General features: G+C 55.9%; 21 protein-coding genes and 1 tRNA gene. 20 read left to right on the top strand and 2 right to left on the bottom strand.

The genetic code is table 11. From position 1 onward, the window contains the following. Positions 1-115: 115 nt before the first annotated feature. From tuf (ACOSDM_RS13925) to rpoC, 10 genes are all read left to right on the top strand, one after another. Positions 116-1,306 carry an elongation factor Tu gene (gene tuf, locus ACOSDM_RS13925; RefSeq protein WP_420725130.1) on the top strand — a complete coding sequence of 397 codons (1,191 nt, stop codon included), beginning with the start codon at positions 116-118 and terminating at the stop codon, positions 1,304-1,306. Between the two features lie 82 nt (positions 1,307-1,388). After that, positions 1,389-1,464: transfer RNA gene (locus tag ACOSDM_RS13920), tRNA-Trp, on the top strand. Positions 1,465-1,838: 374 nt separating this feature from the next. Continuing rightward, positions 1,839-2,030 carry a preprotein translocase subunit SecE gene (gene secE / locus ACOSDM_RS13915; protein ID WP_420725143.1) on the top strand — a complete coding sequence of 64 codons (192 nt, stop codon included), beginning with the start codon at positions 1,839-1,841 and terminating at the stop codon, positions 2,028-2,030. A 75-nt stretch (positions 2,031-2,105) separates the two neighbouring features. Beyond that, complete coding sequence (nusG, locus tag ACOSDM_RS13910; protein WP_420725142.1) at positions 2,106-2,636, top strand: transcription termination/antitermination protein NusG; 531 nt, start codon at positions 2,106-2,108, stop codon at positions 2,634-2,636. A gap of 159 nt (positions 2,637-2,795) precedes the next feature. Continuing rightward, the gene (gene rplK, locus ACOSDM_RS13905; RefSeq protein ID WP_420725141.1) at positions 2,796-3,227 is read left to right on the top strand and encodes a 50S ribosomal protein L11; all 432 of its coding nucleotides are present in this window, start codon (positions 2,796-2,798) and stop codon (positions 3,225-3,227) included. A 5-nt stretch (positions 3,228-3,232) separates the two neighbouring features. Continuing rightward, positions 3,233-3,931 (top strand): 50S ribosomal protein L1, encoded by a 699-nt coding sequence (gene rplA, locus ACOSDM_RS13900; RefSeq protein WP_420725140.1) that lies wholly within the window; start codon positions 3,233-3,235, stop codon positions 3,929-3,931. 349 nt (positions 3,932-4,280) lie between these two features. Next, positions 4,281-4,790 (top strand): 50S ribosomal protein L10, encoded by a 510-nt coding sequence (gene rplJ, locus ACOSDM_RS13895; protein ID WP_420725139.1) that lies wholly within the window; start codon positions 4,281-4,283, stop codon positions 4,788-4,790. Positions 4,791-4,844: 54 nt separating this feature from the next. Beyond that, the gene (gene rplL / locus ACOSDM_RS13890; protein WP_420725138.1) at positions 4,845-5,222 is read left to right on the top strand and encodes a 50S ribosomal protein L7/L12; all 378 of its coding nucleotides are present in this window, start codon (positions 4,845-4,847) and stop codon (positions 5,220-5,222) included. Between the two features lie 300 nt (positions 5,223-5,522). Next, positions 5,523-9,701: a DNA-directed RNA polymerase subunit beta gene (gene rpoB, locus ACOSDM_RS13885; protein ID WP_420725137.1), complete on the top strand. Its 4,179-nt coding sequence runs from the start codon at positions 5,523-5,525 to the stop codon at positions 9,699-9,701. 83 nt (positions 9,702-9,784) lie between these two features. Next, positions 9,785-14,140, top strand: a complete 4,356-nt coding sequence (gene rpoC, locus ACOSDM_RS13880) for a DNA-directed RNA polymerase subunit beta' (protein WP_420725136.1) — start codon at positions 9,785-9,787, stop codon at positions 14,138-14,140. A gap of 78 nt (positions 14,141-14,218) precedes the next feature. Here rpoC and ACOSDM_RS13875 read toward each other — a convergent pair whose 3' ends face one another. Next, positions 14,219-15,358, bottom strand: coding sequence for a substrate-binding domain-containing protein (locus tag ACOSDM_RS13875; protein ID WP_420725135.1), 1,140 nt, complete (start codon positions 15,356-15,358; stop codon positions 14,219-14,221). 80 nt (positions 15,359-15,438) lie between these two features. Beyond that, the gene (locus ACOSDM_RS13870; RefSeq protein ID WP_420725134.1) at positions 15,439-16,557 is read right to left on the bottom strand and encodes a substrate-binding domain-containing protein; all 1,119 of its coding nucleotides are present in this window, start codon (positions 16,555-16,557) and stop codon (positions 15,439-15,441) included. 681 nt (positions 16,558-17,238) lie between these two features. On the opposite strand from ACOSDM_RS13870, the gene rpsL reads away from it, so the two are divergent. The 10 genes from rpsL to rpsS all read left to right on the top strand — a co-directional run bounded on the left by rpsL (position 17,239) and on the right by rpsS (position 24,784). Beyond that, positions 17,239-17,610: a 30S ribosomal protein S12 gene (rpsL, locus tag ACOSDM_RS13865; protein WP_420725133.1), complete on the top strand. Its 372-nt coding sequence runs from the start codon at positions 17,239-17,241 to the stop codon at positions 17,608-17,610. 17 nt (positions 17,611-17,627) lie between these two features. Further along, positions 17,628-18,098, top strand: coding sequence for a 30S ribosomal protein S7 (gene rpsG / locus ACOSDM_RS13860; protein WP_420725132.1), 471 nt, complete (start codon positions 17,628-17,630; stop codon positions 18,096-18,098). 12 nt (positions 18,099-18,110) lie between these two features. Beyond that, complete coding sequence (gene fusA / locus ACOSDM_RS13855; protein ID WP_420725131.1) at positions 18,111-20,189, top strand: elongation factor G; 2,079 nt, start codon at positions 18,111-18,113, stop codon at positions 20,187-20,189. A gap of 70 nt (positions 20,190-20,259) precedes the next feature. Beyond that, a complete protein-coding gene (tuf, locus tag ACOSDM_RS13850; protein WP_420725130.1) occupies positions 20,260-21,450 on the top strand; it encodes an elongation factor Tu in 1,191 nt (396 codons plus the stop codon). A gap of 101 nt (positions 21,451-21,551) precedes the next feature. Beyond that, positions 21,552-21,860, top strand: a complete 309-nt coding sequence (gene rpsJ, locus ACOSDM_RS13845; RefSeq protein WP_169626973.1) for a 30S ribosomal protein S10 — start codon at positions 21,552-21,554, stop codon at positions 21,858-21,860. A gap of 16 nt (positions 21,861-21,876) precedes the next feature. Continuing rightward, complete coding sequence (gene rplC, locus ACOSDM_RS13840) at positions 21,877-22,671, top strand: 50S ribosomal protein L3 (protein WP_420725129.1); 795 nt, start codon at positions 21,877-21,879, stop codon at positions 22,669-22,671. 13 nt (positions 22,672-22,684) lie between these two features. Further along, the gene (gene rplD / locus ACOSDM_RS13835) at positions 22,685-23,305 is read left to right on the top strand and encodes a 50S ribosomal protein L4 (protein ID WP_420725128.1); all 621 of its coding nucleotides are present in this window, start codon (positions 22,685-22,687) and stop codon (positions 23,303-23,305) included. Positions 23,306-23,337: 32 nt separating this feature from the next. Further along, positions 23,338-23,625 carry a 50S ribosomal protein L23 gene (locus ACOSDM_RS13830; protein WP_420725255.1) on the top strand — a complete coding sequence of 96 codons (288 nt, stop codon included), beginning with the start codon at positions 23,338-23,340 and terminating at the stop codon, positions 23,623-23,625. Between the two features lie 38 nt (positions 23,626-23,663). After that, positions 23,664-24,494: a 50S ribosomal protein L2 gene (gene rplB / locus ACOSDM_RS13825; RefSeq protein ID WP_420725127.1), complete on the top strand. Its 831-nt coding sequence runs from the start codon at positions 23,664-23,666 to the stop codon at positions 24,492-24,494. Between the two features lie 11 nt (positions 24,495-24,505). Continuing rightward, positions 24,506-24,784, top strand: coding sequence for a 30S ribosomal protein S19 (gene rpsS, locus ACOSDM_RS13820; protein WP_420725126.1), 279 nt, complete (start codon positions 24,506-24,508; stop codon positions 24,782-24,784). Position 24,785 lies beyond the last annotated feature (1 nt).

Here is a 24,785-nt window from a genome sequence, read left to right as displayed (position 1 = left end):
AGTCGGCGCAATTGGTCGGCCCGAACAGTTGGTTAAGGGTGCCTGTCGCGGGTTTTCGCAAGGCAATGGTCATCAGCGATCCGGATCGGTCGCAAACGGTAGGGAAGCGGAGAACATGGGTAAGGAAAAGTTCCAGCGTACGAAGCCGCATTGCAACATCGGCACGATTGGTCACGTTGACCATGGTAAGACGACGTTGACGGCAGCGATCACGAAAGTGTTGGCGGAAACCGGCGGCGCGTCGTTCATGGATTACGCGAACATTGATAAGGCGCCAGAAGAGAAGGCGCGCGGTATCACGATCAACACGGCGCATGTTGAGTATATGACGGATGCGCGTCACTATGCGCATGTTGATTGCCCTGGCCACGCGGATTACGTGAAGAACATGATCACGGGCGCGGCACAGATGGATGGCGCGATCCTGGTTGTGAACGCAGCGGACGGCCCGATGCCTCAGACCCGCGAACACATTCTGCTGGCCCGCCAGGTTGGCGTTCCTGCGATTGTTGTGTTCCTGAACAAGGTTGACCAGGTTGACGACGAAGAGTTGTTGGAACTGGTTGAGATGGAAGTGCGCGACCTGCTGTCGTCTTATGATTTCCCTGGCGACGATATTCCGATTATTGCCGGTTCTGCCCTGGCAGCATTGGAAGGCCGTGACGAAGCGATCGGCAAGGCGAAGATCCTGGAACTGATGGCGGCTGTTGACAGCTATATCCCTCAGCCGGAACGCCCGAAGGATCGTCCGTTCCTGATGCCGATCGAAGACGTGTTCTCGATCTCTGGTCGTGGGACTGTTGTGACGGGCCGCGTTGAGACGGGCATTGTCAAGGTTGGCGAAGAAATTGAAATCGTCGGCATCAAGGCGACGCAGAAGACGGTTGTGACGGGTGTTGAAATGTTCCGCAAGCTGCTGGACAGCGGCGAAGCGGGCGACAACATTGGCGCGCTGTTGCGCGGTGTTGGCCGGGATGATGTGGAACGCGGACAGGTTCTGGCGAAGCCGGGCTCGATCACGCCGCACACGGTGTTCAAGGGCGAAGCCTATATTCTGACGAAGGATGAAGGGGGCCGTCACACACCGTTCTTCACGAACTATCGTCCTCAGTTCTATTTCCGCACGACGGATGTGACCGGTATGGTCGAACTTCCGGAAGGCACGGAAATGGTGATGCCGGGTGATAACGTATCGATGCAGGTCGAACTGATCGCCCCGATCGCCATGGACGAAGGTCTGCGCTTTGCTATCCGCGAAGGCGGACGCACCGTCGGTGCAGGCGTCGTCGCGTCGATCATTAAGTAAGGGTATCATATAAGGTTTGGTCAAAGTGCGGGGATTGTTTAAGATCCCCGCACCTGTGACAGCACAGTACACGTTCGCGTGAAGGGGTATAGCTCAGTTGGTAGAGCGACGGTCTCCAAAACCGTAGGTCCAGGGTTCAAGTCCTTGTGCCCCTGCCAGATTTCTTAATCAGATCAATTGCTTGATTGGTCAGATTGAGGTGGGAGTGGAAAAAGTCACCGTTGCATCCGCCGAGTTTGCTCGCGGGTGCGCGTGACTTTTTTATGGTGTGGACACGTTTTTTGCGTTTCGGGTGTTGTACTCTGGGCTCAGAGGGCTTAAACCACGCCGGTTTCGCGGGGCGCAGTTCCCGCGTTTTCCGCATGGCGAAATCAGACGCGATCTGACGGGGCGCCTGTGGGATGAAGATTGAAGTGGTTCGGGCGCCTTGTCCAGAGCCCAGGTGGCTTGAGAAATCAAACCGCCCAACATAGGTAAAAGCATAACCGCAAGGGCGTACCCCAGGCGGCGCGATAAGGTGGAACGAAGGATTATGGCGAAGACAAATCCCGCACAGTTCGTCCGGCAGGTTCGGCAAGAGGCCAATAAGGTCACTTGGCCCACCCGCAAGGAAACCGGCGTCGCGACCCTGATGGTGTTTGTTATGGTCGTTATCATGGCGTTGTTTTTTCTGGCCGTGGACGGCGTGATCGCCTTTTTGGTGCAATTGATTCTTGGGCAGTAAGCCTGGAATTTTGAATGGAAATTAAAGGATGCGCATGACGGTCATGCGGTCCCGTGTTGGAACGAGAGGTTGGACGTGGCGAAACGCTGGTACGTAGTGCACGTGTATTCGGGCTCGGAAAAAAAGGTCGCCGAGTCGATCATGGAGCAGGTGAAGACACAGGGCCTGGAAGATATGTTCGAAACAGTTGAGGTTCCGACCGAAACCGTTGTCGAAATGCGCCGCGGCAAGAAAGTGAACGCAGAGCGCAAGTTCTTCCCAGGCTATGTGCTGGTCCATTGCGAAATGAACGATCTGACCTGGCATCTGGTCTGCAACACGGCAAAGGTTTCCGGTTTCCTGGGCGCGGATAAGAGTCCGTCGCCGATTTCGGAAAAAGAAGCAATGCGCATTCTGGAGCAGGTCAAGGAAGGCGTTGATCGGCCCAAACCGTCGATCACGTTTGATATTGGCGAGCAGGTGCGTGTCAGCGACGGGCCCTTCACCTCCTTTAACGGCACCGTTGAAGATGTGGATGAAGAAAAAGCCCGGCTTAAGGTTTTGGTGTCGATCTTCGGTCGCGCGACACCGGTTGATCTCGAATATTCTCAGGTTGAAAAACTCTGAGGCAGTTCGGATCGGCAATAGCGATCGAAAAACCGTCGCGGTAGGCCTGTCCCGGAAAAGACCACCGGGGGCCGTTACACCCGCGGCGTGACCTAGCATCGGAAGATTGCCCCTGAAGGGTGAGGCGTCGATGTCAACAAAGAGAGATAGAGGTTCGAAATGGCAAAGAAGAAAATCGCGGGCTACATCAAGCTCGAAATCAAGGCGGGGCAAGCAAACCCGTCTCCGCCAGTTGGTCCTGCATTGGGTCAGCGCGGTATTAACATCATGGAATTCTGTAAGGCTTTCAACGCCGCGACTCAACAGATGGAACCCGGCACGCCGACCCCTGTTGTGATCACGGCCTATGAAGACCGCAGCTTTACCTTTGTGACCAAGACCCCGCCGGCAGCCTATTTCCTGAAAAAGGCCGCCAAGATCGGCAAAGGATCTGGTGTGCCGAACAAGGATAAGGTTGGTCAGGTGACGCTCGCCCAGGTGCGCGAGATTGCCGAAACCAAGCTGAAAGACATGAATGCTGTCTCCGTGGAAGCAGCGATGGAATCCATTAAGGGTTCTGCGCGCTCCATGGGCATTACGGTTGTGGGGTAACGGTCATGGCAAAGCTGAGCAAAAGAATGAAGGCCGTCTATGAGGGCCTGGACCGCAACAAGCAATATGGTCTTGAAGAAGCGGTTGGGTTCCTGACCAAGGCGAAAAAGGTGAATTTTGATGAATCCATTGAAATTTCGCTGAATCTGGGCATTGACCCACGCCATGCGGATCAGCAGGTCCGTGGCGCGTGCGCCCTGCCGCACGGTACGGGTAAAACGGTGCGTGTGGCCGTGTTTGCGCGTGGCGATAAAGCGGATGAAGCCAAGGCAGCCGGTGCTGATTTCGTCGGGGCGGAAGACCTGATGGAACAAGTACAGGGCGGCATGATGGATTTCGACCGTGTCATCGCGTCCCCGGACATGATGGCCATCGTTGGTCGCCTTGGTAAGGTGCTGGGTCCGCGCGGCCTGATGCCGAACCCGAAGCTGGGCACGGTAACGCCAAACGTGGCGGATGCTGTGAAGGCTGCGAAGGCGGGTGAAGTTCAGTTCCGTGCCGAAAAGGCCGGGATCGTGCATGCCGGTATTGGCAAGTTGAGCTTCTCTCCTGATCAATTGGCAGAAAATGTTCGTGCCTTTGTTGGTGCGATCCAGACTGCCAAGCCGTCGGGCGCAAAAGGCACCTTCATTCAGAAGGTATCGATTTCGTCGACCATGGGTCCGGGCATTAAGCTGGACCTGGCATCGGCACAACCGCAATAACCTGCGGCTGAAGAATTCAGGGTGGTGGCCTTTGGGCCATCGTCCTGGAGAGTGCGCAGCATGATCGCCGACCCATCTGGGGATCATGCTGTAAATATCTGTCCGAGATTGACGGTGGTTGGAAAAGCGATTTCGCCAACCTGACCTTAAGCAGGCCTTCTGGCCGTCATGAGATAGGTAGGACTGGAATAAAGGATGATTGAGTTCGGTTCGGCGACGGATTGCTCTTGGTCATTTCCATCCTCCCGGGCAGGAAGGCGGGCGCGTCACGTGGGCGCGTTCGATTTTGAAAACCGGTTCCAATAGACCCCGTGTGGATCCGGCGGAACCAAACTAGCGGAGACGATCAGTGGACCGTTCAAAAAAGGAAGCCCTGGTCGCCGAGCTGCACGAGACGTTTGAAACGGCCAGCCTGGTGGTTGTTACCAGCCAATCAGGTTTGACCGTAGCAGAAGTCTCGGACCTTCGGCAGAAGATGCGCGACGTGGGTGCTGGTTACAAGGTAACCAAAAACACGCTCGTTCGTTTGGCGCTGAAGGGAACGAAGTTTGAGCACCTGAACGAGGTGTTCACGGGTCCGACGGCGATTGCCTTCTCAAAAGATCCGGTTGCGGCTGCCAAAGTGGTGACCGACTACCAGAAGACCAATGAGAAGATTTCAATCGTTGCCGGGGGGCTGGATGGCTCCGGGCTTGATGCCGAACAAGTCGTAGCGTTGGCAAAACTGCCATCGCTGGACGAATTGCGGGGCAAGCTTGTGGGACTTATTCAGACCCCTGCCACACGGATTGCTGGCGTGCTTCAGGCACCTGGTGGTCAGTTGGCGCGCGTGTTCGCAGCGTATGGGAATTCAAATTGAGGAGCGGCTCGGGACAATCACGAGTCAACACAACTGCCTTAGGAGTGAATTGAAATGGCTGATCTAGAGAAACTGGCCGACGAGCTCTCAAACCTGACCGTCATCGAGGCGGCTGAGCTCTCGAAAATGCTTGAAGAAAAATGGGGCGTTTCTGCTGCAGCACCGGTTGCTGTCGCAGCGGCTGCTGGTGGCGGCGATGCTGCACCGGTTGCTGAAGAAAAAGACTCCTTTGACGTTGTTCTGGCCGCCGCAGGCGAAAAGAAAATCAACGTCATTAAAGAAGTCCGTGCCATCACCGGCCTGGGCTTGAAAGAAGCTAAAGACCTCGTCGAAGCTGCGCCGAAAGCCGTAAAGGAAGGCGTTGCAAAGGACGAAGCCGAGAAGCTGAAGAAGCAACTCGAAGAAGCCGGCGCTACCGTCGAGCTGAAGTAATCGGGTTACGTCGCAAGGGGACAAACCGGCCTGGTCCGGGGTCCTCTTGCGACGGCGTTTACAAGGGGGGCGAGGCCATTCGGCGTCGTCCCTCGACGCGCCTCAGAGTCCCGGCGCGCTGCGAATGCGGCGATGGATGGGAAAATGGGGTGCGAAACCGGGGCGAACCCACCGCACAGACGCGCGTCGTTTGGATGGAATTGGGTCGGGTCGGAATTTTACCGCATTGATCTCCCGCGCCCGTGCAAGGCGGTGCGGTGTGGCGGATCGGGTGCAAACAGATGAAGGATGAGGAACGAGATGGCGATGTCGTTCACCGGTCGGAAGCGTATCCGTAGAAGTTTTGGGCGTCTTGGCGAAGTTGCGCAAATGCCCAACCTGATCGAAGTTCAAAAGACCTCCTATGATGCCTTTTTGCAAAGCGGCGTGCCGCTGGAGGACCGACAGGTTGTCGGGCTGCAGGAAGTGTTCAATGGCGTCTTCCCGATCAAGGATTTTTCTGATCGCAGCCGTTTGGAATTTGTGCGTTATGAATTAGAGCGCCCGAAATACGACGTTGAGGAATGCCGCCAACGGGGCCTGACCTATACCGCGCAGTTGAAAGTATCGCTGCGCCTAGTGGTTTGGGACGTGGATGAGGAAACCGGTGCCCGCTCTTTGCGCGATATCAAAGAGCAGGAAGTCTATATGGGCGATATCCCGCTCATGACGGAGCACGGTACCTTCATCGTCAATGGCACCGAGCGTGTGATCGTGTCTCAGATGCACCGCTCGCCGGGTGTGTTCTTTGACCATGACAAGGGCAAGACCCATTCGTCCGGCAAATATCTCTTTGCCGCCCGCGTTATCCCGTATCGCGGTTCCTGGCTGGATTTCGAATTCGACGCCAAGGACCTTGCCTATGTCCGTATCGATCGCCGCCGCAAACTGCCGGCGACGACGCTGCTATTGGCGCTGGACAATGAAGAAACCGCTGCCAAGCGTGAAGCACTGGCCAAGGAAGGCGAAACGCTGGATCCGGGTCTGGCCCAGGGCATGTCAAAAGAAGACATCCTGAAGGCCTTTTACGACACTGTAACGTATTCCTTGACCAAGAAAGGCTGGAAAACGCCTTTTGATGCGGAACGTCTGCGCGGTCAAAAACTGCGCCATGATCTGGTCGATGCCAAATCCGGCGAAGTGATCATCGAAGCGGAAGGCAAAATTACCCCGCGTCTGATCAAGAAGCTGTCGGAACAGGGCGTGAAGGAAGTCCTGGCGCGTCAGGAAGATCTGATCGGTCGCTATGTCGCTGAAGACCTGATTGATGAATCCAACGGTCTGGTCATCGTCGAAGCCGGGGATGAGTTGACCGAAGAGAACCTGCAGCAATTGGTGGATATCGGTATCTCCGAATTGCCAACCCTGCATATCGATCTGGTTACTGTCGGCCCGTGGATTCGCAATACCCTGGCGGCTGACAAGAATATCAGCCGTGAAGACGCGCTGGTCGATATCTATCGCGTGATGCGCCCTGGCGAGCCGCCAACGCTGGAAACGGCAGAAGCGCTGTTCCGCAGCCTGTTCTTTGATTCAGAACGCTATGACCTGTCGGCTGTGGGCCGGGTAAAGATGAATTCCCGTCTGGGCTTTGACCTGGAAGACGTGCCGGATCACCAGCGCACCCTGCGCCGGGAAGACATTCTGCATATCATGAAGGTTCTGGTGGAACTGAAAGACGGTCGCGGTGAAATTGATGACATCGATCACCTGGGTAACCGGCGCGTGCGCTCGGTCGGGGAATTGATGGAAAATCAATACCGCATCGGTCTGTTGCGCATGGAACGCGCCATTCGGGAGCGGATGAGCTCTGTCGATATCGACAGCGTTATGCCCCATGATCTGATCAACGCGAAGCCTGCTGCGGCGGCTGTGCGTGAATTCTTCGGCTCTTCGCAGCTGTCGCAGTTCATGGATCAAACCAACCCGCTGTCGGAAGTCACCCACAAGCGTCGTCTTTCGGCGCTTGGCCCGGGTGGTTTGACCCGCGAGCGTGCCGGGTTCGAAGTGCGCGACGTGCACCCGACCCATTACGGTCGTATCTGCCCGATTGAAACGCCGGAAGGCCCGAATATCGGGTTGATCAACTCCCTGGCTACCTATGCCCGTGTGAATAAATACGGCTTTATTGAAACGCCGTATCGTCGTGTCGTCGAAGGCAAGGTCACCGACGAGGTGATCTATATGTCCGCGATGGAAGAAACCCGCTACACCGTGGCGCAGGCAAACTCCACCGTTGATGACAATGGCATGCTGATCGAGGATCTGGTGCAGTGTCGCGCCCGTGGGGACTATATGGTCGCCCGGCCGCAGGATGTGGATCTGATGGACGTATCACCGCGCCAGTTGGTGTCGGTTGCTGCGGCGCTGATCCCGTTCCTGGAAAACGATGATGCGAACCGTGCCTTGATGGGCTCTAACATGCAGCGTCAGGCCGTGCCGCTTCTGCAATCCGTCGCCCCGCTGGTCGGGACCGGGATGGAAGCGCGTGTGGCGAAAGACTCCGGTGTTGCCATCGTTGCCAAGCATGATGGGATCATTGACCAGGTTGATGCGACCCGTATCGTTGTGCGCCGGACCGATCCGGATGCAGCGCGGGAAAGCTCGGTCGATATCTATAACCTGCTGAAATTCCAGCGCTCCAACCAGTCGACCTGCATCACGCAGCGCCCGCTGGTTCGTGTCGGGGATCACATTTCCGCAGGCGATATCATCGGTGATGGCCCGTCCACTGATCTGGGCGAACTGGCCCTGGGCCGGAACGTGCTGGTCGCGTTCATGCCCTGGAACGGGTACAACTTCGAAGATTCGATCCTGATTTCGGAACGGATCGTGCGCGATGACGTCTTTACCTCGATCCATATTGAGGAATACGAAGTCATGGCCCGCGATACCAAGCTGGGTCAGGAAGAAATCACCCGCGATATTCCCAATGTCGGTGAAGAGGCTCTGAAGAACCTCGACGAAGCCGGTATCGTCTATATCGGGGCCGAAGTCGAAGCCAGCGACATCCTGGTCGGAAAGGTAACGCCCAAGGGCGAATCCCCAATGACCCCGGAAGAAAAGCTGCTGCGCGCGATCTTTGGTGAAAAAGCCTCTGACGTTCGTGACACATCCCTGCGCATGCCTCCTGGCACCAAGGGGACGGTTGTTGAAGTCCGCGTCTTCTCCCGCCGTGGGGTGGACAAGGACGAACGTGCGCTGGCAATTGAACGCGCTGAAATTGAAAAACTGGCTCTGGACCGCGATGATGAACGCGGCATTCTGGAGCGGTCTTTCCGCAGCCGTTTCCTGGAAATGATTGCAGGCAAGAAAGTCACGGCCGGGCCGAAGGGCTTCAAGACCGGGTCTGTTGCTGAACAGGCCGCCCTGGATGAGCTGACCAATGGTCAGTTGCGCCAGATCGCGGTGGATGATGCTGCGACCAATGACGACCTGGACATTCTGCGCAAGCAGTTTGACGAAAGCGTTGCCCGCGTTCAGGCCCGTTTCGACGATAAGGTCGAAAAGGTCCAGGCCGGGGATGAATTGCCCCCAGGCGTCATGAAGATGATCAAGGTCTTCGTTGCGGTGAAGCGTAAGCTGCAGCCCGGCGATAAGATGGCCGGTCGTCACGGCAACAAGGGTGTTATCTCCAAGATCATGCCGATCGAAGACATGCCTTATCTGGAAGATGGGACCCATGTCGACATCGTGCTGAACCCACTTGGGGTGCCCAGTCGTATGAATGTGGGGCAGATTCTGGAAACCCATTTGGGTTGGGCCTGCGCCAGCCTGGGCAATGAAGTCGCCCGCGCCCTGGAATCCTATAAGGAAGGCGGCAAGATTACCGCGCTTCGGGAAACCTTGGATGGTGTCTACGAAACCGATGAGATCCAGTCTGAAATGAAGAGTCTGGATGATACTGGGCTTCTTGAGCTGGCCAACAACCTGACCCGCGGTATTCCGATCGCCACGCCGGTTTTCGATGGCGCACGGGAAGACGACATCAACCATATGTTGACCAAGGCGGGCTTGCAGAAGTCCGGTCAGGTCTGGTTGACCGATGGTCGGACCGGTGAAGTCTTTGAACGTCCGGTGACAGTCGGCATCATCTATATGCTGAAACTGCACCACTTGGTCGATGACAAGATCCACGCCCGTTCGATTGGTCCTTATTCGCTTGTTACGCAGCAGCCGCTGGGTGGTAAGGCGCAGTTCGGTGGTCAGCGCTTCGGGGAAATGGAAGTCTGGGCACTGGAAGCCTATGGCGCATCCTATACCCTGCAGGAAATGTTGACGGTGAAGTCGGATGACGTGTCTGGGCGTACCAAGACCTATGAAGCGATTGTGCGTGGTGACGATAATTTCGAAGCCGGCATTCCAGAAAGCTTCAATGTGTTGGTGAAGGAACTTCGGTCCCTGGGCCTGAATGTGGAGTTGATCCAGGAGGAAATGTGACGCGGTGGAGAACCCCACTGCCGTCGCCTTTCCCTCCAAGCTTGACAGCGCCGCTAAGCTAAACGGGCGCAAAGGAGAGCACTATGAATGAGTTGATGCAGCTTTTTGGACAACCCCAAGGTCTCCAAAGCTTTGATAGTATCCGGATTTCCCTGGCCTCGCCGGAGCGTATCCGCTCCTGGTCCTTCGGCGAAATCAAAAAGCCGGAAACGATCAACTACCGTACCTTCAAGCCGGAACGGGATGGCCTGTTCTGTGCGCGGATCTTTGGCCCGATCAAGGATTACGAATGCTTGTGCGGTAAATACAAGCGCATGAAGTATAAAGGCATCGTTTGCGAAAAATGCGGCGTTGAAGTCACGCTCTCTAAAGTCCGGCGCGAGCGCATGGGCCATATTGAGCTGGCGTCACCTGTTGCGCATATCTGGTTCCTGAAATCCCTGCCCAGCCGCATCGGTCTGTTGATGGACATGACCCTGAAGGATCTGGAACGGGTTCTGTATTTCGAAAACTACGTCGTGACGGAACCGGGTCTGACCGATCTGAAGATTCAGTCGCTGATGTCGGAAGAAGAATATCTGGACGCTCAGGACAAGTATGGTGAAGATGCGTTTACGGCGGAAATCGGTGCGGAAGCACTGAAATCCATGCTGTCGCAGATCGATCCTGAAGAAGCGATTGAGAAAACCCGCGAAGACATCGCTGAAACCGGTTCTGAAGCAAAGCGCAAGAAGCTGGTGAAGCGTCTGAAACTGCTGGAAGCCTTCCTGGCTTCTGGTGCGCGCCCTGAATGGATGATCCTGGACGTTGTCCCGGTTATCCCGCCGGAACTGCGCCCGCTGGTGCCTCTGGATGGTGGCCGTTTCGCAACGTCGGATCTGAACGATCTGTACCGTCGCGTCATTAACCGGAACAACCGTCTGCGTCGTCTGATGGAACTGCGTGCGCCCGATATCATCGTGCGTAATGAAAAGCGTATGCTGCAGGAATCTGTCGATGCGCTGTTCGATAACGGCCGTCGCGGTCGTGTCATCACCGGTGCGAACAAGCGCCCGCTGAAATCCTTGAGCGATATGCTCAAAGGCAAGCAGGGTCGTTTCCGCCAGAACCTGTTGGGCAAGCGCGTCGACTATTCCGGCCGTTCGGTCATCGTGGTGGGTCCGGAATTGATGCTGCATCAATGCGGGTTGCCGAAGAAGATGGCCTTGGAATTATTCAAGCCGTTCATCTATTCCAAGCTTGAAACCTATGGCATGGCGTCGACCATTAAGGCGGCCAAGCGCTTGGTTGAAAAGGAACGCCCGGAAGTCTGGGATATCCTGGAAGAGGTTATCCGCGAGCATCCGGTCCTCCTGAACCGTGCGCCGACCCTGCACCGTCTGGGCATTCAGGCGTTCGAACCCAAGCTGATCGAAGGGAAGGCCATTCAGCTGCACCCGCTGGTCTGCGCGGCGTTTAACGCGGACTTTGACGGGGACCAGATGGCCGTTCACGTACCGCTTTCGCTGGAAGCCCAGTTGGAAGCCCGCGTGTTGATGATGTCGACCAACAACATCCTGTCGCCTGCGAATGGTAAGCCGATTATTGTGCCGTCTCAGGATATCATTCTGGGGCTGTACTATATCACCCATGAGCGGACGGATGCCCCGAGCCCGGTTATTCATATCGATGGTATCGAGGCCCTGACAGCGGCGATGGAGCGGGAAGACATCGTTCTGCGTGAAGCCGATGATGCCAGCAATATCATCCTGGAAACCGATGCGAAAAAAGCGTTCAAGATGATCACTGACGGAAAGGCGAAAGCCCACCGTGTGCCATCTTATGCGACTTTGGCCGAAATCGAACATGCGATGGAAACCAAGGCAATCAGCCTGCACACCCGCATCAAATCGATCTATGAGACCGTGGATGAAGAGGGCAATGAAATCCGCCAGCGTGTGGTTACGACGCCGGGCCGGATGTTGTTGGCCCAGATTCTGCCCCGCGATACGCATCTGCCCTTCAGCCTGATCAACCGTTTGTTGACCAAAAAGGACATCTCTAACCTGATCGATATCGTTTATCGTCATACCGGTCAGAAAGAGACGGTGATCTTCTGTGACCGCTTGATGGGTCTGGGCTTTGCCTGGGCTTGTCGTTCGGGCATTTCCTTCGGGAAGGACGATCTGTTGGTGCCGGAAGCGAAGATCAAACTGATCGATGAAGCTCAGGCGCAGGTTAAGGAATACGAACAGCAGTATCTGGACGGCCTGATCACCCAGCTTGAAAAATACAACAAGGTGGTCGATCTGTGGTCCGGTACGACCGATAAGGTCGCCGACGAGATGATGAAAATCATGCAGGGCGGCGATAAGAAGAGCCTGAACTCGGTCTATATGATGGCGCATTCCGGGGCCCGTGGGTCACCAGCGCAGATCAAACAGCTTGCCGGTATGCGCGGGCTGATGGCCAAGCCGTCGGGGGAAATCATCGAAACCCCGATCATCTCCAACTTTAAGGAGGGGCTGACGGTTCTGGAATACTTTAACTCCACCCACGGGGCGCGTAAGGGCCTTGCGGATACGGCGTTGAAGACCGCGAACTCTGGCTATCTGACCCGTCGCCTGGTTGACGTTGCGCAGGATGCCATCGTTGTCGAACGCGATTGCGGCACCTCGCAGGGTCTGACCATGCGGGCCGTGATTGAAGGCGGCGATCTGATCGAAGGCCTGGCCGAACGTATTCTGGGTCGCTGCACCGCAGAAGATGTTGTGGATCCGCTTAGCGGCGACATCATCATCAAGAAGGGTGAACTGATCACAGAGCCGGAAGCCGATGCCATCGAAACCGCTGGTATTGACTCGGTCAAGATCCGTTCGGTTCTGACCTGCGAAACCAAAGTTGGCGTCTGTGGCACTTGCTACGGTCGTGATCTGGCCCGCGGAACGGTTGTGAATATCGGTGAAGCCATTGGCGTCATCGCGGCACAGTCGATTGGCGAGCCTGGCACCCAGCTGACCATGCGTACCTTCCACATCGGTGGGGCCGCACAGCGTGGGGCAGAGCAGAACTCAGTCGAAAGCTCGATTGACGGTAAGCTGACCATTCAGAACAAGAACGTCGTTATCGACTCCGAAGGCCGCATGGTCATCATGGGTCGGAACTGCGAACTGGTGCTGTTGGACGAGCTGGGCCGGGAGCGGGCGAAGCACCGTGTGCCGTATGGCGCGCGTCTGCGGATTGACGATGGTGCCGATGTTGTGCGGGGCCAGACCCTGGCAGAATGGGATCCCTATACCATTCCAATCATCACGGAAACCGCCGGTATCGCGCATTATGTCGACCTGGTTGAAGGTGTGTCGGTGCGGGACGTGGTCGATGAAGCGACGGGGATTTCCTCGAAAGTGGTTATCGATTGGAAGCAGCAGGCCAGTGGGAATGAATTGCGCCCACGCATTACCCTGCGGGACGAAAAAGATGGCGTCGTGACCCTGCCAAATGGCATGGAAGCCCGCTATTTCATGTCCAGTGATGCTATTCTGTCGATCCACAACAAGACCGAAGTGAAGGCCGGGGACGTGCTGGCCCGTATTCCACGGGAAAGCTCGAAGACGCGCGACATCACCGGGGGTCTGCCTCGTGTTGCCGAGCTGTTCGAAGCCCGCAAGCCGAAAGACTTCGCGATTATCGCGGATCAGGACGGCTATATCGAGTTCGGGAAAGATTATAAGGCCAAGCGCCGGATCGTCATCCGCCCCGCGGAAGAAGATCGGGAGCCAACCGAATTCCTGATCCCGAAAGGCAAGCACATCACCGTTCAGGAAGGCGATTTCATCCAAAAGGGTGAAATGCTGATGGACGGGAACCCGGTGCCGCACGACATTCTGGAAGTCATGGGTGTTGAGGCCTTGGCCGATTATCTGTGCAAGGAAATCCAGGACGTCTATCGTCTGCAGGGCGTGAAGATCAACGATAAGCATATCGAAGTGATCGTCCGCCAGATGCTGCAGAAGGTCGAAGTTCAGCATCCGGGTGACAGCTATAACCTGGTTGGTGAAATTCTGGATCGCTATGAAGTGCAGACCATGAATGAAAACCTGGAGAAGAAAGGCAAGGCACCCATCGTCGCCAAGCCGGTTCTGCAGGGGATCACCAAGGCAAGCTTGCAGACCAACTCCTTCATCTCCGCGGCCTCCTTCCAGGAGACCACCCGCGTGCTGACCGAAGCCGCCGTAAACGGCAAGGTCGATACGCTGGAAGGGCTGAAAGAGAACGTCATCGTGGGTCGCTTGATCCCAGCCGGTACCGGCTCGGTCATGAAGCGCCTGCGGGGTGTTGCCAACAGCCGTGATAAGGCCATTCAGGCTGAACGTGCCGCCGCTCAGGCTGCATTGGAAGCGGAACAGGCTGCGGCTGCGGCAAATACGGATGAGGATGAAACCTCAAACGCTGCTGAATAAGCAGAGATACGCCTGATGAAAACAGGGGCCTCGGAGACATCCGGGGCCCTTTTTCATTGGTGGTTTATTGGCGGTGGTTTATTGGCCCAGAACGGCGCGCAGGAAACTGTTTACGGTAAAATCATACTGGGTCAGCGCCGGATTTGTGGCGCGGCTGAACCGTCGGAAATCAATCCGGTCCCAGGCATCGGAAATCATGATCCGACCGGTCGATTTCAAATTGTCCCGATAGAGAATCCCCAGATCCATCGTATAATTCAGCCCGACTTCCGCAAAGTCCTTACCCCGGAAATGATCATGCGCCAGGATCAGGGCGGCTGCCCCCTGCACGAAGCTGCCACCGGCCAGGTAATGCACCTGATTCTGGACAACGGCGGTCAACATCGGTTGTGTCCAGTTAAAGGCCCCGACAAATGTGTCCTGTCCCAGTTTCCGGTGCGTATTGCGCAGGACATTCACCATGCCTTCGGCAATATTGTCATCCGCGCCCCACCAGACAGGGGCATTCAGCGCATAGCGAAAGGCCTTGAATGCCTCCCTGTCCGCGACTTTTGAATCCCAGGCAGAGGGGAAGGCATGCTTCAGGCGGGCATTGCGATGGTCTTTCAACCCCCGTTTTAGACCGAACAGTCGCACCTGGGACCCTATATCGTCTTCGGGACCGGTCATCGCAACGATATCGATCAAACCCTTAAAGCCCCGTCGCATGACTTCACCGATCAGGACCTGTGTCATCTGATCTGATGCTCCCAGCGAATTTGGGACGACTTGACCAAGCCATCGGGGATAGGTCTTTCTGGGTCCCCCCAAAGGAGCCAATTCTTTTTCCTGAAAAGGCGCGTCAATCGTTATCGTATTGATGCCCGCAGCGCCTGTGACCTTGAACACGTCTTCCCCGATTTCATCGACATTGCGGAAGATTATGTAGTGGGGTTTGACCGCGCGCTCTGCTGCCAGGGTTGCATATTTCAGCGTATAGTCGCCGCTGTGGAAGGCATGCTGGACTTCCAGTTCAACCCCCAGATCCTGGGCGGCGGCCTGCATCATGCGGGTGACCAATGTCCAATATTGATCCTCTGGCGGGGCGGGATTGATAAAAAGAACGCGCGGCGCGCCCTGACCGGCAGCCAATCCCGAAGGGTTGAAGGCGCATATCTGCGCGACACAAATGACACCAAACAGCAGCGCCCTGATCGCGCCCGGTACTCTCCATTGCATGACGCACTTCCCCTTTCGTCCGCATGCCTAGCCCAGCATGAATGCCACGGCAAGCATCAGACGTCACGGGCATTTCGCGTTCAGCGAACTTCCGAGAGATAGGTTAGTGCGTCAAACGAATAGTCCTGCCAATTCGGATTTAAGACGCGACTGAATTTCCGAAAATCGATGCTGCTATAATCATTCTTGATCATTCTTTGATAGACCGCTTTGACGTTGGTCTTGGTAACCAGGCCGTAGCGTGCGACCTGGCTTAGCCCCTTGTCCCGAAAATCAGTCCCGCGTGAATGATCAAACAGCATCACCAGAGCGGCGCCGGCATGAATAAAATGACCCCCCAGCACATATTCAATCTGATTGTTGGCGACCGCTTGCAACGCCCAGGGCGACCAGTTGAAACATCCGATCAATGTGTCCTGACCGGGGATGCGCCGGGTACGTTCGAAGGTATCCAGTATCCCAAGTGCCATCAGATCATTGGCAACCCAGTACATCGGTGTTGTCGGGTTTTTCTCAAAAGCGCGCGCTGCAATGGCGCGGGCTTTAATCCGGGACCAATCGGCGATGGAGCGAGAGATGATCTCTCCCCGGTAATACTCCTTAGACGCAAGAATAGCGCCTTCCTGCCGATCCTGAGCTGCGGAATCGCCGGCACTGCCATTGACCAATGCCATCGTGTAACGACCTGATGCGCTGGTCAGGCCCCGTTCAAATGCGGCCCGGAACAAAAGTTTGGCCAGCATGTTGCCGCCACCGACATTATCGACTTTGATTTCTCCCAGCCAGCTTTTGAACTTCTCCCGGGGTCCCTTTACTGTCTGGCGCACATTCTCGGAAAGGCCTGTCCCCACAACAAAGCCGTATAGATTATTGCGTTCAATCTCATTCATAATATAGGGGGCAGCCCCCTCATAATTATGAAAAATAATATAGTTGGGTTTGTCCTTGGGGCGATTGGCAACGTCTTTGCCAATCTCCAGCAACTTGCGCCCGTCGTTAAAGGCATAGTGAACTTCAAGAATGAAGCCCAGATCGTCAGCTGCCGCCTGCGCGAAGGATGCGGCGCTGAGCCAGAAGGGTTCCTTATTGCTGCCAGGTATAAGATAGGCAACCCGAAGTGCGGTTTGCGCCTGCGCCAGCGGCGGTGACACCGTGACACTGAAAACCACAAAACTGTGCGCCAGAAGAACTACCGTCAAAAAACGCACCAAGACTCTTATCACCATATGCACGCCCCCCAAGGAATAACTTACAAATCATGAATATGTCTTGTGCGAAAGAAAAGCGTTTTTGGTGAAATGCATTGGAAAATACGTTGCAGAGCCAGGGTGTCGTGTTTGGATGCCGCATAATCCTGGTACAGCACCCCTGTTGACCCCATTGCGGGGTCACTTCGCACAGTATGATTCGCATTTTTGAAATTAAATTTCACAAATCTGTAAAATACAGCAATATTAACCTGCGTGAAGATTCCATGAAAAACGGACAGAATCCCGCTTGACGTGGCGGGGGTCCGTGCATAGTATCCGCGCGCCTTCAAGAGAGCTGGCGGTAGGCCCGATCTGGTCCGTTTCGAAAGAGACATATCAGACGCTTCGACTGAGTGAAAAATCCCCAGGGATTGCTTTTCACAAAACCGGAAGCGGTATGAGCCTAAACGCAGTTCTGGCAAATCGAATTTAGAGTATCGATCTCCTCCGCTTGGATGGGGTCGTTGGGATTTGAAAGTTTCAGGCGTGACGGGGTGGGAAGGATAACCTTCTGCCGACGTCACGGTTCGTATCTTGCCAAGCGGGTTTTGCTTGGGTGATGCGATTTGGATAGACAGCGGGCTGCCGTGAGGGCCGCCTAAGAGATAGAAACGGCGACGGGAAGATCATATGCCGACGATCAACCAGCTGATCCGCAAATCGCGGAAAGACAAACCGGTCCGGGAAAAAGTTCCCGCTCTGGAAGCGTGCCCGCAGAAACGCGGCGTATGTACGCGCGTTTACACAACCACGCCGAAGAAGCCGAACTCGGCCCTTCGTAAGGTTGCGCGTGTCCGCTTAACAAATGGGTACGAAGTGACCAGCTATATTCCGGGTGAAGGCCACAACCTTCAGGAACACTCGGTTGTGCTGATCCGCGGCGGACGGGTAAAGGATTTGCCCGGCGTGCGGTACCACACCATTCGCGGCACGCTCGATACACAGGGCGTGAAAGACCGTAAACAGCGTCGTTCGAAATACGGCGTGAAACGTCCGAAGTGATCGGGAGTCTTTAAGAAATGTCACGTCGTCATAGTGCAGAAAAACGTGAGATCATCCCGGATGCAAAATTCGGTGACCTCGTGCTGTCGAAATTCATCAATTCTGTGATGCTGGATGGTAAAAAATCCACCGCTGAACGGATTGTCTATGGTGCACTTGACCGCATGGCGGGCAAGGGCGGTGTGGATCCGATCAAGGTTTTCCACGAAGCCGTGGAAAATGTGAAGCCGCATCTGGAAGTGCGCTCCCGCCGTGTTGGTGGTGCGACCTATCAGGTGCCGGTCGAGGTTCGCCCGACCCGTGCCCAGGCTCTGTCGTTCCGTTGGTTGATCGATATGGCCCGCAAGCGGTCTGAAAACACCATGATTGAGCGTCTGTCCGGTGAGTTGATGGATGCTTCAAACAATCGCGGCGCCGCCATTAAAAAGCGTGAAGACACGCATAAAATGGCTGATGCGAACCGCGCTTTCTCCCATTATCGCTGGTAAGGAGCGACACTGATGTCACGCCAGACCCCGATCGATCGCTACCGCAATATTGGCATTATGGCCCATATTGATGCGGGTAAGACGACCACTACTGAACGCATCCTGTACTATACCGGTCGGTCTCATAAGATCGGTGAAGTTCATGATGGCAATGCGACCATGGACTGGATGGAGCAGGAGCAAGAGCGCGGCATCACGATCACGTCTGCTGCGACGACCTGCTTCTGGCGGGATCACCGCGTCAACATCATCGATACTCCCGGCCACGTGGATTTCACCATTGAGGTGGAGCGTAGCCTGCGTGTGCTCGATGGTGCCGTTGCTGTGTTTGATGCGGTTGCCGGTGTCGAGCCTCAGTCCGAAACGGTCTGGCGCCAGGCTGATAAATATAAAGTGCCGCGTATGTGCTTCATCAACAAGATGGACCGCATGGGTGCCGACTTCTATCGCTGTGTCGATATGATTGTCGACCGTCTGGGCGCAACGCCGTGCATCATCAATCTGCCGGTTGGTTCGGAATCTGAATATGACGGCCTGATCGACTTGGTGCGCATGAAGCACGTTGTCTGGAAGGGTGAAGATCTGGGCGCGGCATTTGAATATGTCGACATCCCTGCCGATATGAAAGACAAGGCCGAAGAATATCGCCACAAGCTGGTGGAGCTCGTCGTTGAATTTGATGATGCAGCCATGGAAGCCTATCTGGAAGGCACAGAGCCCGATATCGATACGCTGAATAAATGCATCCGTCGTGGCACTCTGGCCGGCGCATTCGTGCCCGTGCTGAACGGAACCGCGTTCAAGAACAAGGGTGTTCAGACGCTGCTCGATGCGGTTGTCGATTTCCTGCCATCCCCGAAAGACGTTGATAACGTCCAGGGTGTGTCGGTGAAGGATCTGGAAACCAAGCTGGAACGCAAGACGTCTGATGAAGCGCCTTTCTCTGCGCTGGCCTTCAAGATCATGTCTGACCCGTTTGTTGGATCTCTGACTTTCTGTCGCGTTTATTCTGGGTCTCTGGAAGCCGGTTCCTATGTTCAGAACTCGGTTAAAGAGAATAAAGAGCGCGTCGGCCGTATGCTGTTGATGCATGCAAACAGCCGGGAAGACATCAAGGAAGCCATGGCGGGCGATATCGTCGCTATTGCAGGTCTGAAGAACACCACGACCGGCGATACGCTGTGCGATCCGGCAAACCCGATCATTCTGGAACGGATGGAATTCCCGGATCCGGTTATCGAAATCGCGGTTGAGCCGAAGACCAAGTCTGACCAGGAAAAAATGTCCCAGGCGCTGCAGCGTTTGGCCTCTGAAGATCCGTCCTTCCGCGTGAAGACCGACGAAGAATCAGGCCAGACCATCATTGCCGGCATGGGCGAATTGCACCTGGATATTCTGGTTGACCGCATGAAGCGGGAATTCAAGGTGGACGCAAATATCGGTGCGCCGCAGGTTGCCTATCGTGAAACCATCACGAAGAAGGTTACCGTGGACTACACCCACAAGAAGCAAACCGGTGGGTCAGGTCAGTTCGCTAAGATCACGCTTGAATTTGAACCGCATGAGCCAGGCGAAGGCTTCACCTTCGAAAGCAAGATTGTCGGCGGGTCGGTTCCCAAGGAATACATTCCTGGCGTTCAGAAGGGTATTGTTTCCCAGATGGGCAGCGGGATCATGGCCGGTTTCCCGGTTATCGATTTCGGGGTTACCTTGGTAGACGGCGCGTATCACGATGTTGACTCCTCGGTTCTGGCGTTTGAAATCGCCGCGCGGGCTGCGTTCCGCGAGGCAATGGAAAAAGCTGGTGCACGTTTGCTGGAGCCGATCATGAAGGTCGAGGTGGTGACACCAGACGATTACATGGGCGACATCATTGGCGACTTGAACAGCCGTCGGGGTCAGGTCAGCAGCATGGATCAGCGCGGCATCGCCCGGGTTGTGAATGCAAGCGTACCGCTGGCAAACATGTTCGGGTATGTGAACACGCTGCGCTCTTTGAGCCAGGGTCGCGCCCAGTACACGATGCAGTTCGACCACTATGAGCCGGTGCCGCAAGCGGTTGCCGACGAGGTGAAAGCAAAATTGGCCTGATCCTCGTGGATTAACGCCTGATTGAATTTGAATCAGTCGGCACAGCGCCGACCGGGTATGGAGAAGAGACATGGGTAAGGAAAAGTTCCAGCGTACGAAGCCGCATTGCAACATCGGCACGATTGGTCACGTTGACCATGGTAAGACGACGTTGACGGCAGCGATCACGAAAGTGTTGGCGGAAACCGGCGGCGCGTCGTTCATGGATTACGCGAACATTGATAAGGCGCCAGAAGAGAAGGCGCGCGGTATCACGATCAACACGGCGCATGTTGAGTATATGACGGATGCGCGTCACTATGCGCATGTTGATTGCCCTGGCCACGCGGATTACGTGAAGAACATGATCACGGGCGCGGCACAGATGGATGGCGCGATCCTGGTTGTGAACGCAGCGGACGGCCCGATGCCTCAGACCCGCGAACACATTCTGCTGGCCCGCCAGGTTGGCGTTCCTGCGATTGTTGTGTTCCTGAACAAGGTTGACCAGGTTGACGACGAAGAGTTGTTGGAACTGGTTGAGATGGAAGTGCGCGACCTGCTGTCGTCTTATGATTTCCCTGGCGACGATATTCCGATTATTGCCGGTTCTGCCCTGGCAGCATTGGAAGGCCGTGACGAAGCGATCGGCAAGGCGAAGATCCTGGAACTGATGGCGGCTGTTGACAGCTATATCCCTCAGCCGGAACGCCCGAAGGATCGTCCGTTCCTGATGCCGATCGAAGACGTGTTCTCGATCTCTGGTCGTGGGACTGTTGTGACGGGCCGCGTTGAGACGGGCATTGTCAAGGTTGGCGAAGAAATTGAAATCGTCGGCATCAAGGCGACGCAGAAGACGGTTGTGACGGGTGTTGAAATGTTCCGCAAGCTGCTGGACAGCGGCGAAGCGGGCGACAACATTGGCGCGCTGTTGCGCGGTGTTGGCCGGGATGATGTGGAACGCGGACAGGTTCTGGCGAAGCCGGGCTCGATCACGCCGCACACGGTGTTCAAGGGCGAAGCCTATATTCTGACGAAGGATGAAGGGGGCCGTCACACACCGTTCTTCACGAACTATCGTCCTCAGTTCTATTTCCGCACGACGGATGTGACCGGTATGGTCGAACTTCCGGAAGGCACGGAAATGGTGATGCCGGGTGATAACGTATCGATGCAGGTCGAACTGATCGCCCCGATCGCCATGGACGAAGGTCTGCGCTTTGCTATCCGCGAAGGCGGACGCACCGTCGGTGCAGGCGTCGTCGCGTCGATCATTAAGTAATAACAGTAGACACAGCGGCGGTCTCCACGGTGGAGACTGCCGCAAGCCTTCCCCAAAACGGCTCATATGAGTGCGGGCGGGGATGACAGAGGGTGAACGGCATGGAAAGCCAGAACATTCGTATCCGCCTTAAGGCGTTTGATCACCGGGTCCTCGATCAGTCGACCAAGGAGATCTGTAACACCGCTAAGCGGACGGGCGCAGAAGTACGGGGTCCTATCCCACTTCCGACGCGCATTGAGAAGTTCACGGTGTTGCGCTCGCCGCACATCGATAAAAAGAGCCGTGAGCAGTTTGAAGTTCGCACGCATAAGCGCGTGTTGGACATCGTGGACCCGACCCCACAGACCGTGGACGCGCTGATGAAGCTCGACCTGGCTGCTGGTGTCGACGTCGAAATCAAGCTCTGACGCGGGGGACGGAACGATGAGAACCGGCGTTATCGCTAAGAAATTGGGCATGACCCGCATCTGGACGGAAGATGGCACCCATGTGCCAGTGACCGTGCTGCAGATGGACGGGCTGCAAGTCACTGCCGTGCGCACCCAGGAAACCGATGGCTACACTGCGGTGCAGCTGGGTCTAGGCAAGCGTAAGGTGAAACACACCACTAAAGCCATGCGCGGTCATTTCGCGAAGGCCAGCGTGGAGCCGAAGCGCAAGCTGGCGGAATTCCGTGTAGATGCGGAAAACCTGCTGGCCCCAGGCGACGAGCTTCAGGCGGATCATTTCCTGGCCGGCCAATGGGTCGACGCCACGGGGATCACCATCGGTAAGGGCTTTGCCGGCGCGATGAAACGACACAACTTCGGCGGTCTGCGGGCCAGCCACGGTGTGTCTGTCTCGCACCGTTCCCATGGCTCCACCGGTCAGTGTCAGGATCCGGGTAAGGTGTTCAAGGGCAAGAAAATGGCCGGTCATATGGGTGCCAGCCAGATCACGAAGCAGAATCTGCAAGTCGTGCAAACGGATGTTACTCGTGGCTTGATCCTGGTGAAGGGTGCCATTCCTGGTTCCAAGAATGCCTGGATCCTGTTGAAGGATGCCGTGAAAAAAGCTTTGCCGGAAGGCGCTCCGTCGCCGGCGTCGCTCAAGCCGACCAATGCGCCGGTTGAAGATGAAACCCCCGTCGCGGCAGCCGCCGATGACGCACCGGTTTCTGATGCAACGCAAGCGCCTGCGGTCGAATCTGAAACCGACGGCGAGCCGTCCGGCGCGTAAGGGGTAAGGGACAATGAAAACCAAAATCCTCACGCTCGACAATAAGGCCGCTGGTGACATCGATCTAAGCGATGCCATCTTCGGGCTCGAGCCTCGCAAGGACATCCTTGCACGTATGGTCAACTATCAGTTGGCGAAGCGTCGGGCCGGGACCCACAAGGTCAAAAACCGGGCAGAAATCAACGGCAACAGCGCCAAAATCTACCGCCAGAAGGGCACCGGTCGTGCCCGTCAGGGTAACGGTAAGGCCCCGCATTTCCGCGGTGGTGGGCGCGCATTCGGACCGACTCCTCGGGATCATTCGATTGATCTGCCGAAAAAGGTCCGTCGTTTGGCCATGATGCATGCCCTGTCGTCCAAAGCGACGGCTGGCAAGCTGATCATCCTGGACGATGCGCTGTCATCGGAGCCCAAGACGAAGCTGTTGAAGGCTCAACTGGCCGCAATGGGTCTGGCGAATGCCTTGATCGTTGGCGGTGCGGAACTTGATCGCAATTTTGCGCTGGCTGCACAGAACATTCCGAATATCGATGTTCTGCCAACCCAGGGCGCCAACGTTTACGACATCCTGCGCCGCGACACGCTGGTCTTGACCAAAGCGGCCGTCGAAGGTCTGGAGGCACGGTTAAAATGAGCTGGAGATATTTCAACAAATCGACGCCTACGATGGAGCGGATGTACCGCATCATCTTGGCACCAGTGATCACCGAAAAGGCAACGCTGGCTGGCGAACATGGTCAGGTTGTTTTCAAAGTGGCCAATGACGCGACCAAACCGGAAATCAAATCGGCGATCGAAAAGATCTTCGATGTGAAGGTAAAGGCCGTGAACACGTTGCTGGTAAAAGGCAAGACCAAGCGCTTTAAAGGCCGCTTGGGCGTGCGCAGCGACTGGAAAAAGGCTGTGGTGAGTTTGGAAGAAGGGCATTCGATCGACGTCGGTGCCGGCATTTAAGCCGTATCGATAGACCGGATCGAAAGAGGAGTTAAGCAATGGCGCTTAAGAGCTATAAACCGATCACACCAGGCCAGCGCGGTCTGGTTCTGGTCGACCGCTCAGACCTTCATAAAGGGGACCCGATTAAGTCCCTGACCGAAGGCCTGCACAAGCATGGCGGACGCAACAATACTGGTCGCATTACCCAGCGCCGTCGTGGCGGTGGGGCAAAGCGCCGCTATCGCGTCGTGGATTTCAAGCGCCTGAAGCATGATGTTTCGGCGACTGTGGAACGGCTGGAATACGATCCGAACCGCACGGCGTTCATCGCCTTGATCAAATATGACGACGGTGAGCTGAGCTATATCCTGGCCCCGCAGCGCCTCAAAGCCGGTGATAAGATCATCGCTGGTAAGAAGGTCGATGTGAAGCCCGGTAACGCAATGGCCATGGCCAATATGCCGATTGGGACCATCATCCACAATGTGGAGATGAAGCCGGGCAAGGGCGGTCAGATCGCCCGTTCCGCTGGGACCTATGCCCAGTTGGTTGGTCGTGATCAGGGCTATGCTCAGCTGAAGCTGTCTTCTGGTGAATTGCGCGTCGTTCGTGCGGAATGCATGGCGACGGTCGGTGCGGTGTCAAATCCGGATCAGCAGAACATCAACCTGGGTAAAGCAGGTCGTAATCGTCATCTGGGCAAGCGCCCGTCAGTTCGTGGCGTTGTCATGAACCCGGTCGATCACCCGCATGGTGGTGGTGAAGGCCGCACCTCTGGTGGTCGCCATCCGGTGACCCCGTGGGGCAAGCCGACCAAAGGCAAGCGCACCCGTTCCAACAAGTCGACGGATAAATTCATTATCCGCCGCCGTAACGCGAAGAAGTAAGGGTAGAGACCATGGCACGCTCGGTATGGAAAGGGCCCTTCGTGGAGTTGAGCCTTCTCAAAAAGGCAGAAAAGACTCGCGATTCAGGCCGCAAGGAGGTGATCAAAACTTGGTCCCGCCGCTCCACCATTCTGCCGCAATTCGTCGGATTGACGTTCGGCGTTCACAACGGTCAGAAATTCATTCCCGTTATGGTGAATGAGCAGATGATCGGCCACAAATTCGGTGAATTTGCGCCGACCCGGACCTATTACGGTCACGCGGCTGATAAAAAGGCGAAGAGGAAGTAAC

This window comes from Hwanghaeella sp. LZ110 (assembly GCF_048892525.1).
GTDB lineage: Bacteria > Pseudomonadota > Alphaproteobacteria > UBA8366 > Aestuariispiraceae > Pacificispira.
The sequence above is the reverse complement of the archived record's forward strand: the minus strand, read 5'-3'. Positions and strand labels throughout refer to the sequence as shown.

Coding starts and splice junctions, on each gene's coding strand:
- rpsG (WP_420725132.1), top strand. CDS start 17,628: ATGTCACGTCGTCATAGTGCAGAAAAACGTGAGATCATCCCGGATGCA.
- rpsS (WP_420725126.1), top strand. CDS start 24,506: ATGGCACGCTCGGTATGGAAAGGGCCCTTCGTGGAGTTGAGCCTTCTC.
- rplA (WP_420725140.1), top strand. CDS start 3,233: ATGGCAAAGCTGAGCAAAAGAATGAAGGCCGTCTATGAGGGCCTGGAC.
- rpsJ (WP_169626973.1), top strand. CDS start 21,552: ATGGAAAGCCAGAACATTCGTATCCGCCTTAAGGCGTTTGATCACCGG.
- rplD (WP_420725128.1), top strand. CDS start 22,685: ATGAAAACCAAAATCCTCACGCTCGACAATAAGGCCGCTGGTGACATC.
- rpsL (WP_420725133.1), top strand. CDS start 17,239: ATGCCGACGATCAACCAGCTGATCCGCAAATCGCGGAAAGACAAACCG.
- rpoC (WP_420725136.1), top strand. CDS start 9,785: ATGAATGAGTTGATGCAGCTTTTTGGACAACCCCAAGGTCTCCAAAGC.
- rplC (WP_420725129.1), top strand. CDS start 21,877: ATGAGAACCGGCGTTATCGCTAAGAAATTGGGCATGACCCGCATCTGG.
- tuf (WP_420725130.1), top strand. CDS start 20,260: ATGGGTAAGGAAAAGTTCCAGCGTACGAAGCCGCATTGCAACATCGGC.
- ACOSDM_RS13875 (WP_420725135.1), bottom strand. CDS start 15,358: ATGCAATGGAGAGTACCGGGCGCGATCAGGGCGCTGCTGTTTGGTGTC.
- fusA (WP_420725131.1), top strand. CDS start 18,111: ATGTCACGCCAGACCCCGATCGATCGCTACCGCAATATTGGCATTATG.
- secE (WP_420725143.1), top strand. CDS start 1,839: ATGGCGAAGACAAATCCCGCACAGTTCGTCCGGCAGGTTCGGCAAGAG.
- rpoB (WP_420725137.1), top strand. CDS start 5,523: ATGGCGATGTCGTTCACCGGTCGGAAGCGTATCCGTAGAAGTTTTGGG.
- rplL (WP_420725138.1), top strand. CDS start 4,845: ATGGCTGATCTAGAGAAACTGGCCGACGAGCTCTCAAACCTGACCGTC.
- rplB (WP_420725127.1), top strand. CDS start 23,664: ATGGCGCTTAAGAGCTATAAACCGATCACACCAGGCCAGCGCGGTCTG.
- tuf (WP_420725130.1), top strand. CDS start 116: ATGGGTAAGGAAAAGTTCCAGCGTACGAAGCCGCATTGCAACATCGGC.
- rplK (WP_420725141.1), top strand. CDS start 2,796: ATGGCAAAGAAGAAAATCGCGGGCTACATCAAGCTCGAAATCAAGGCG.
- ACOSDM_RS13830 (WP_420725255.1), top strand. CDS start 23,338: ATGGAGCGGATGTACCGCATCATCTTGGCACCAGTGATCACCGAAAAG.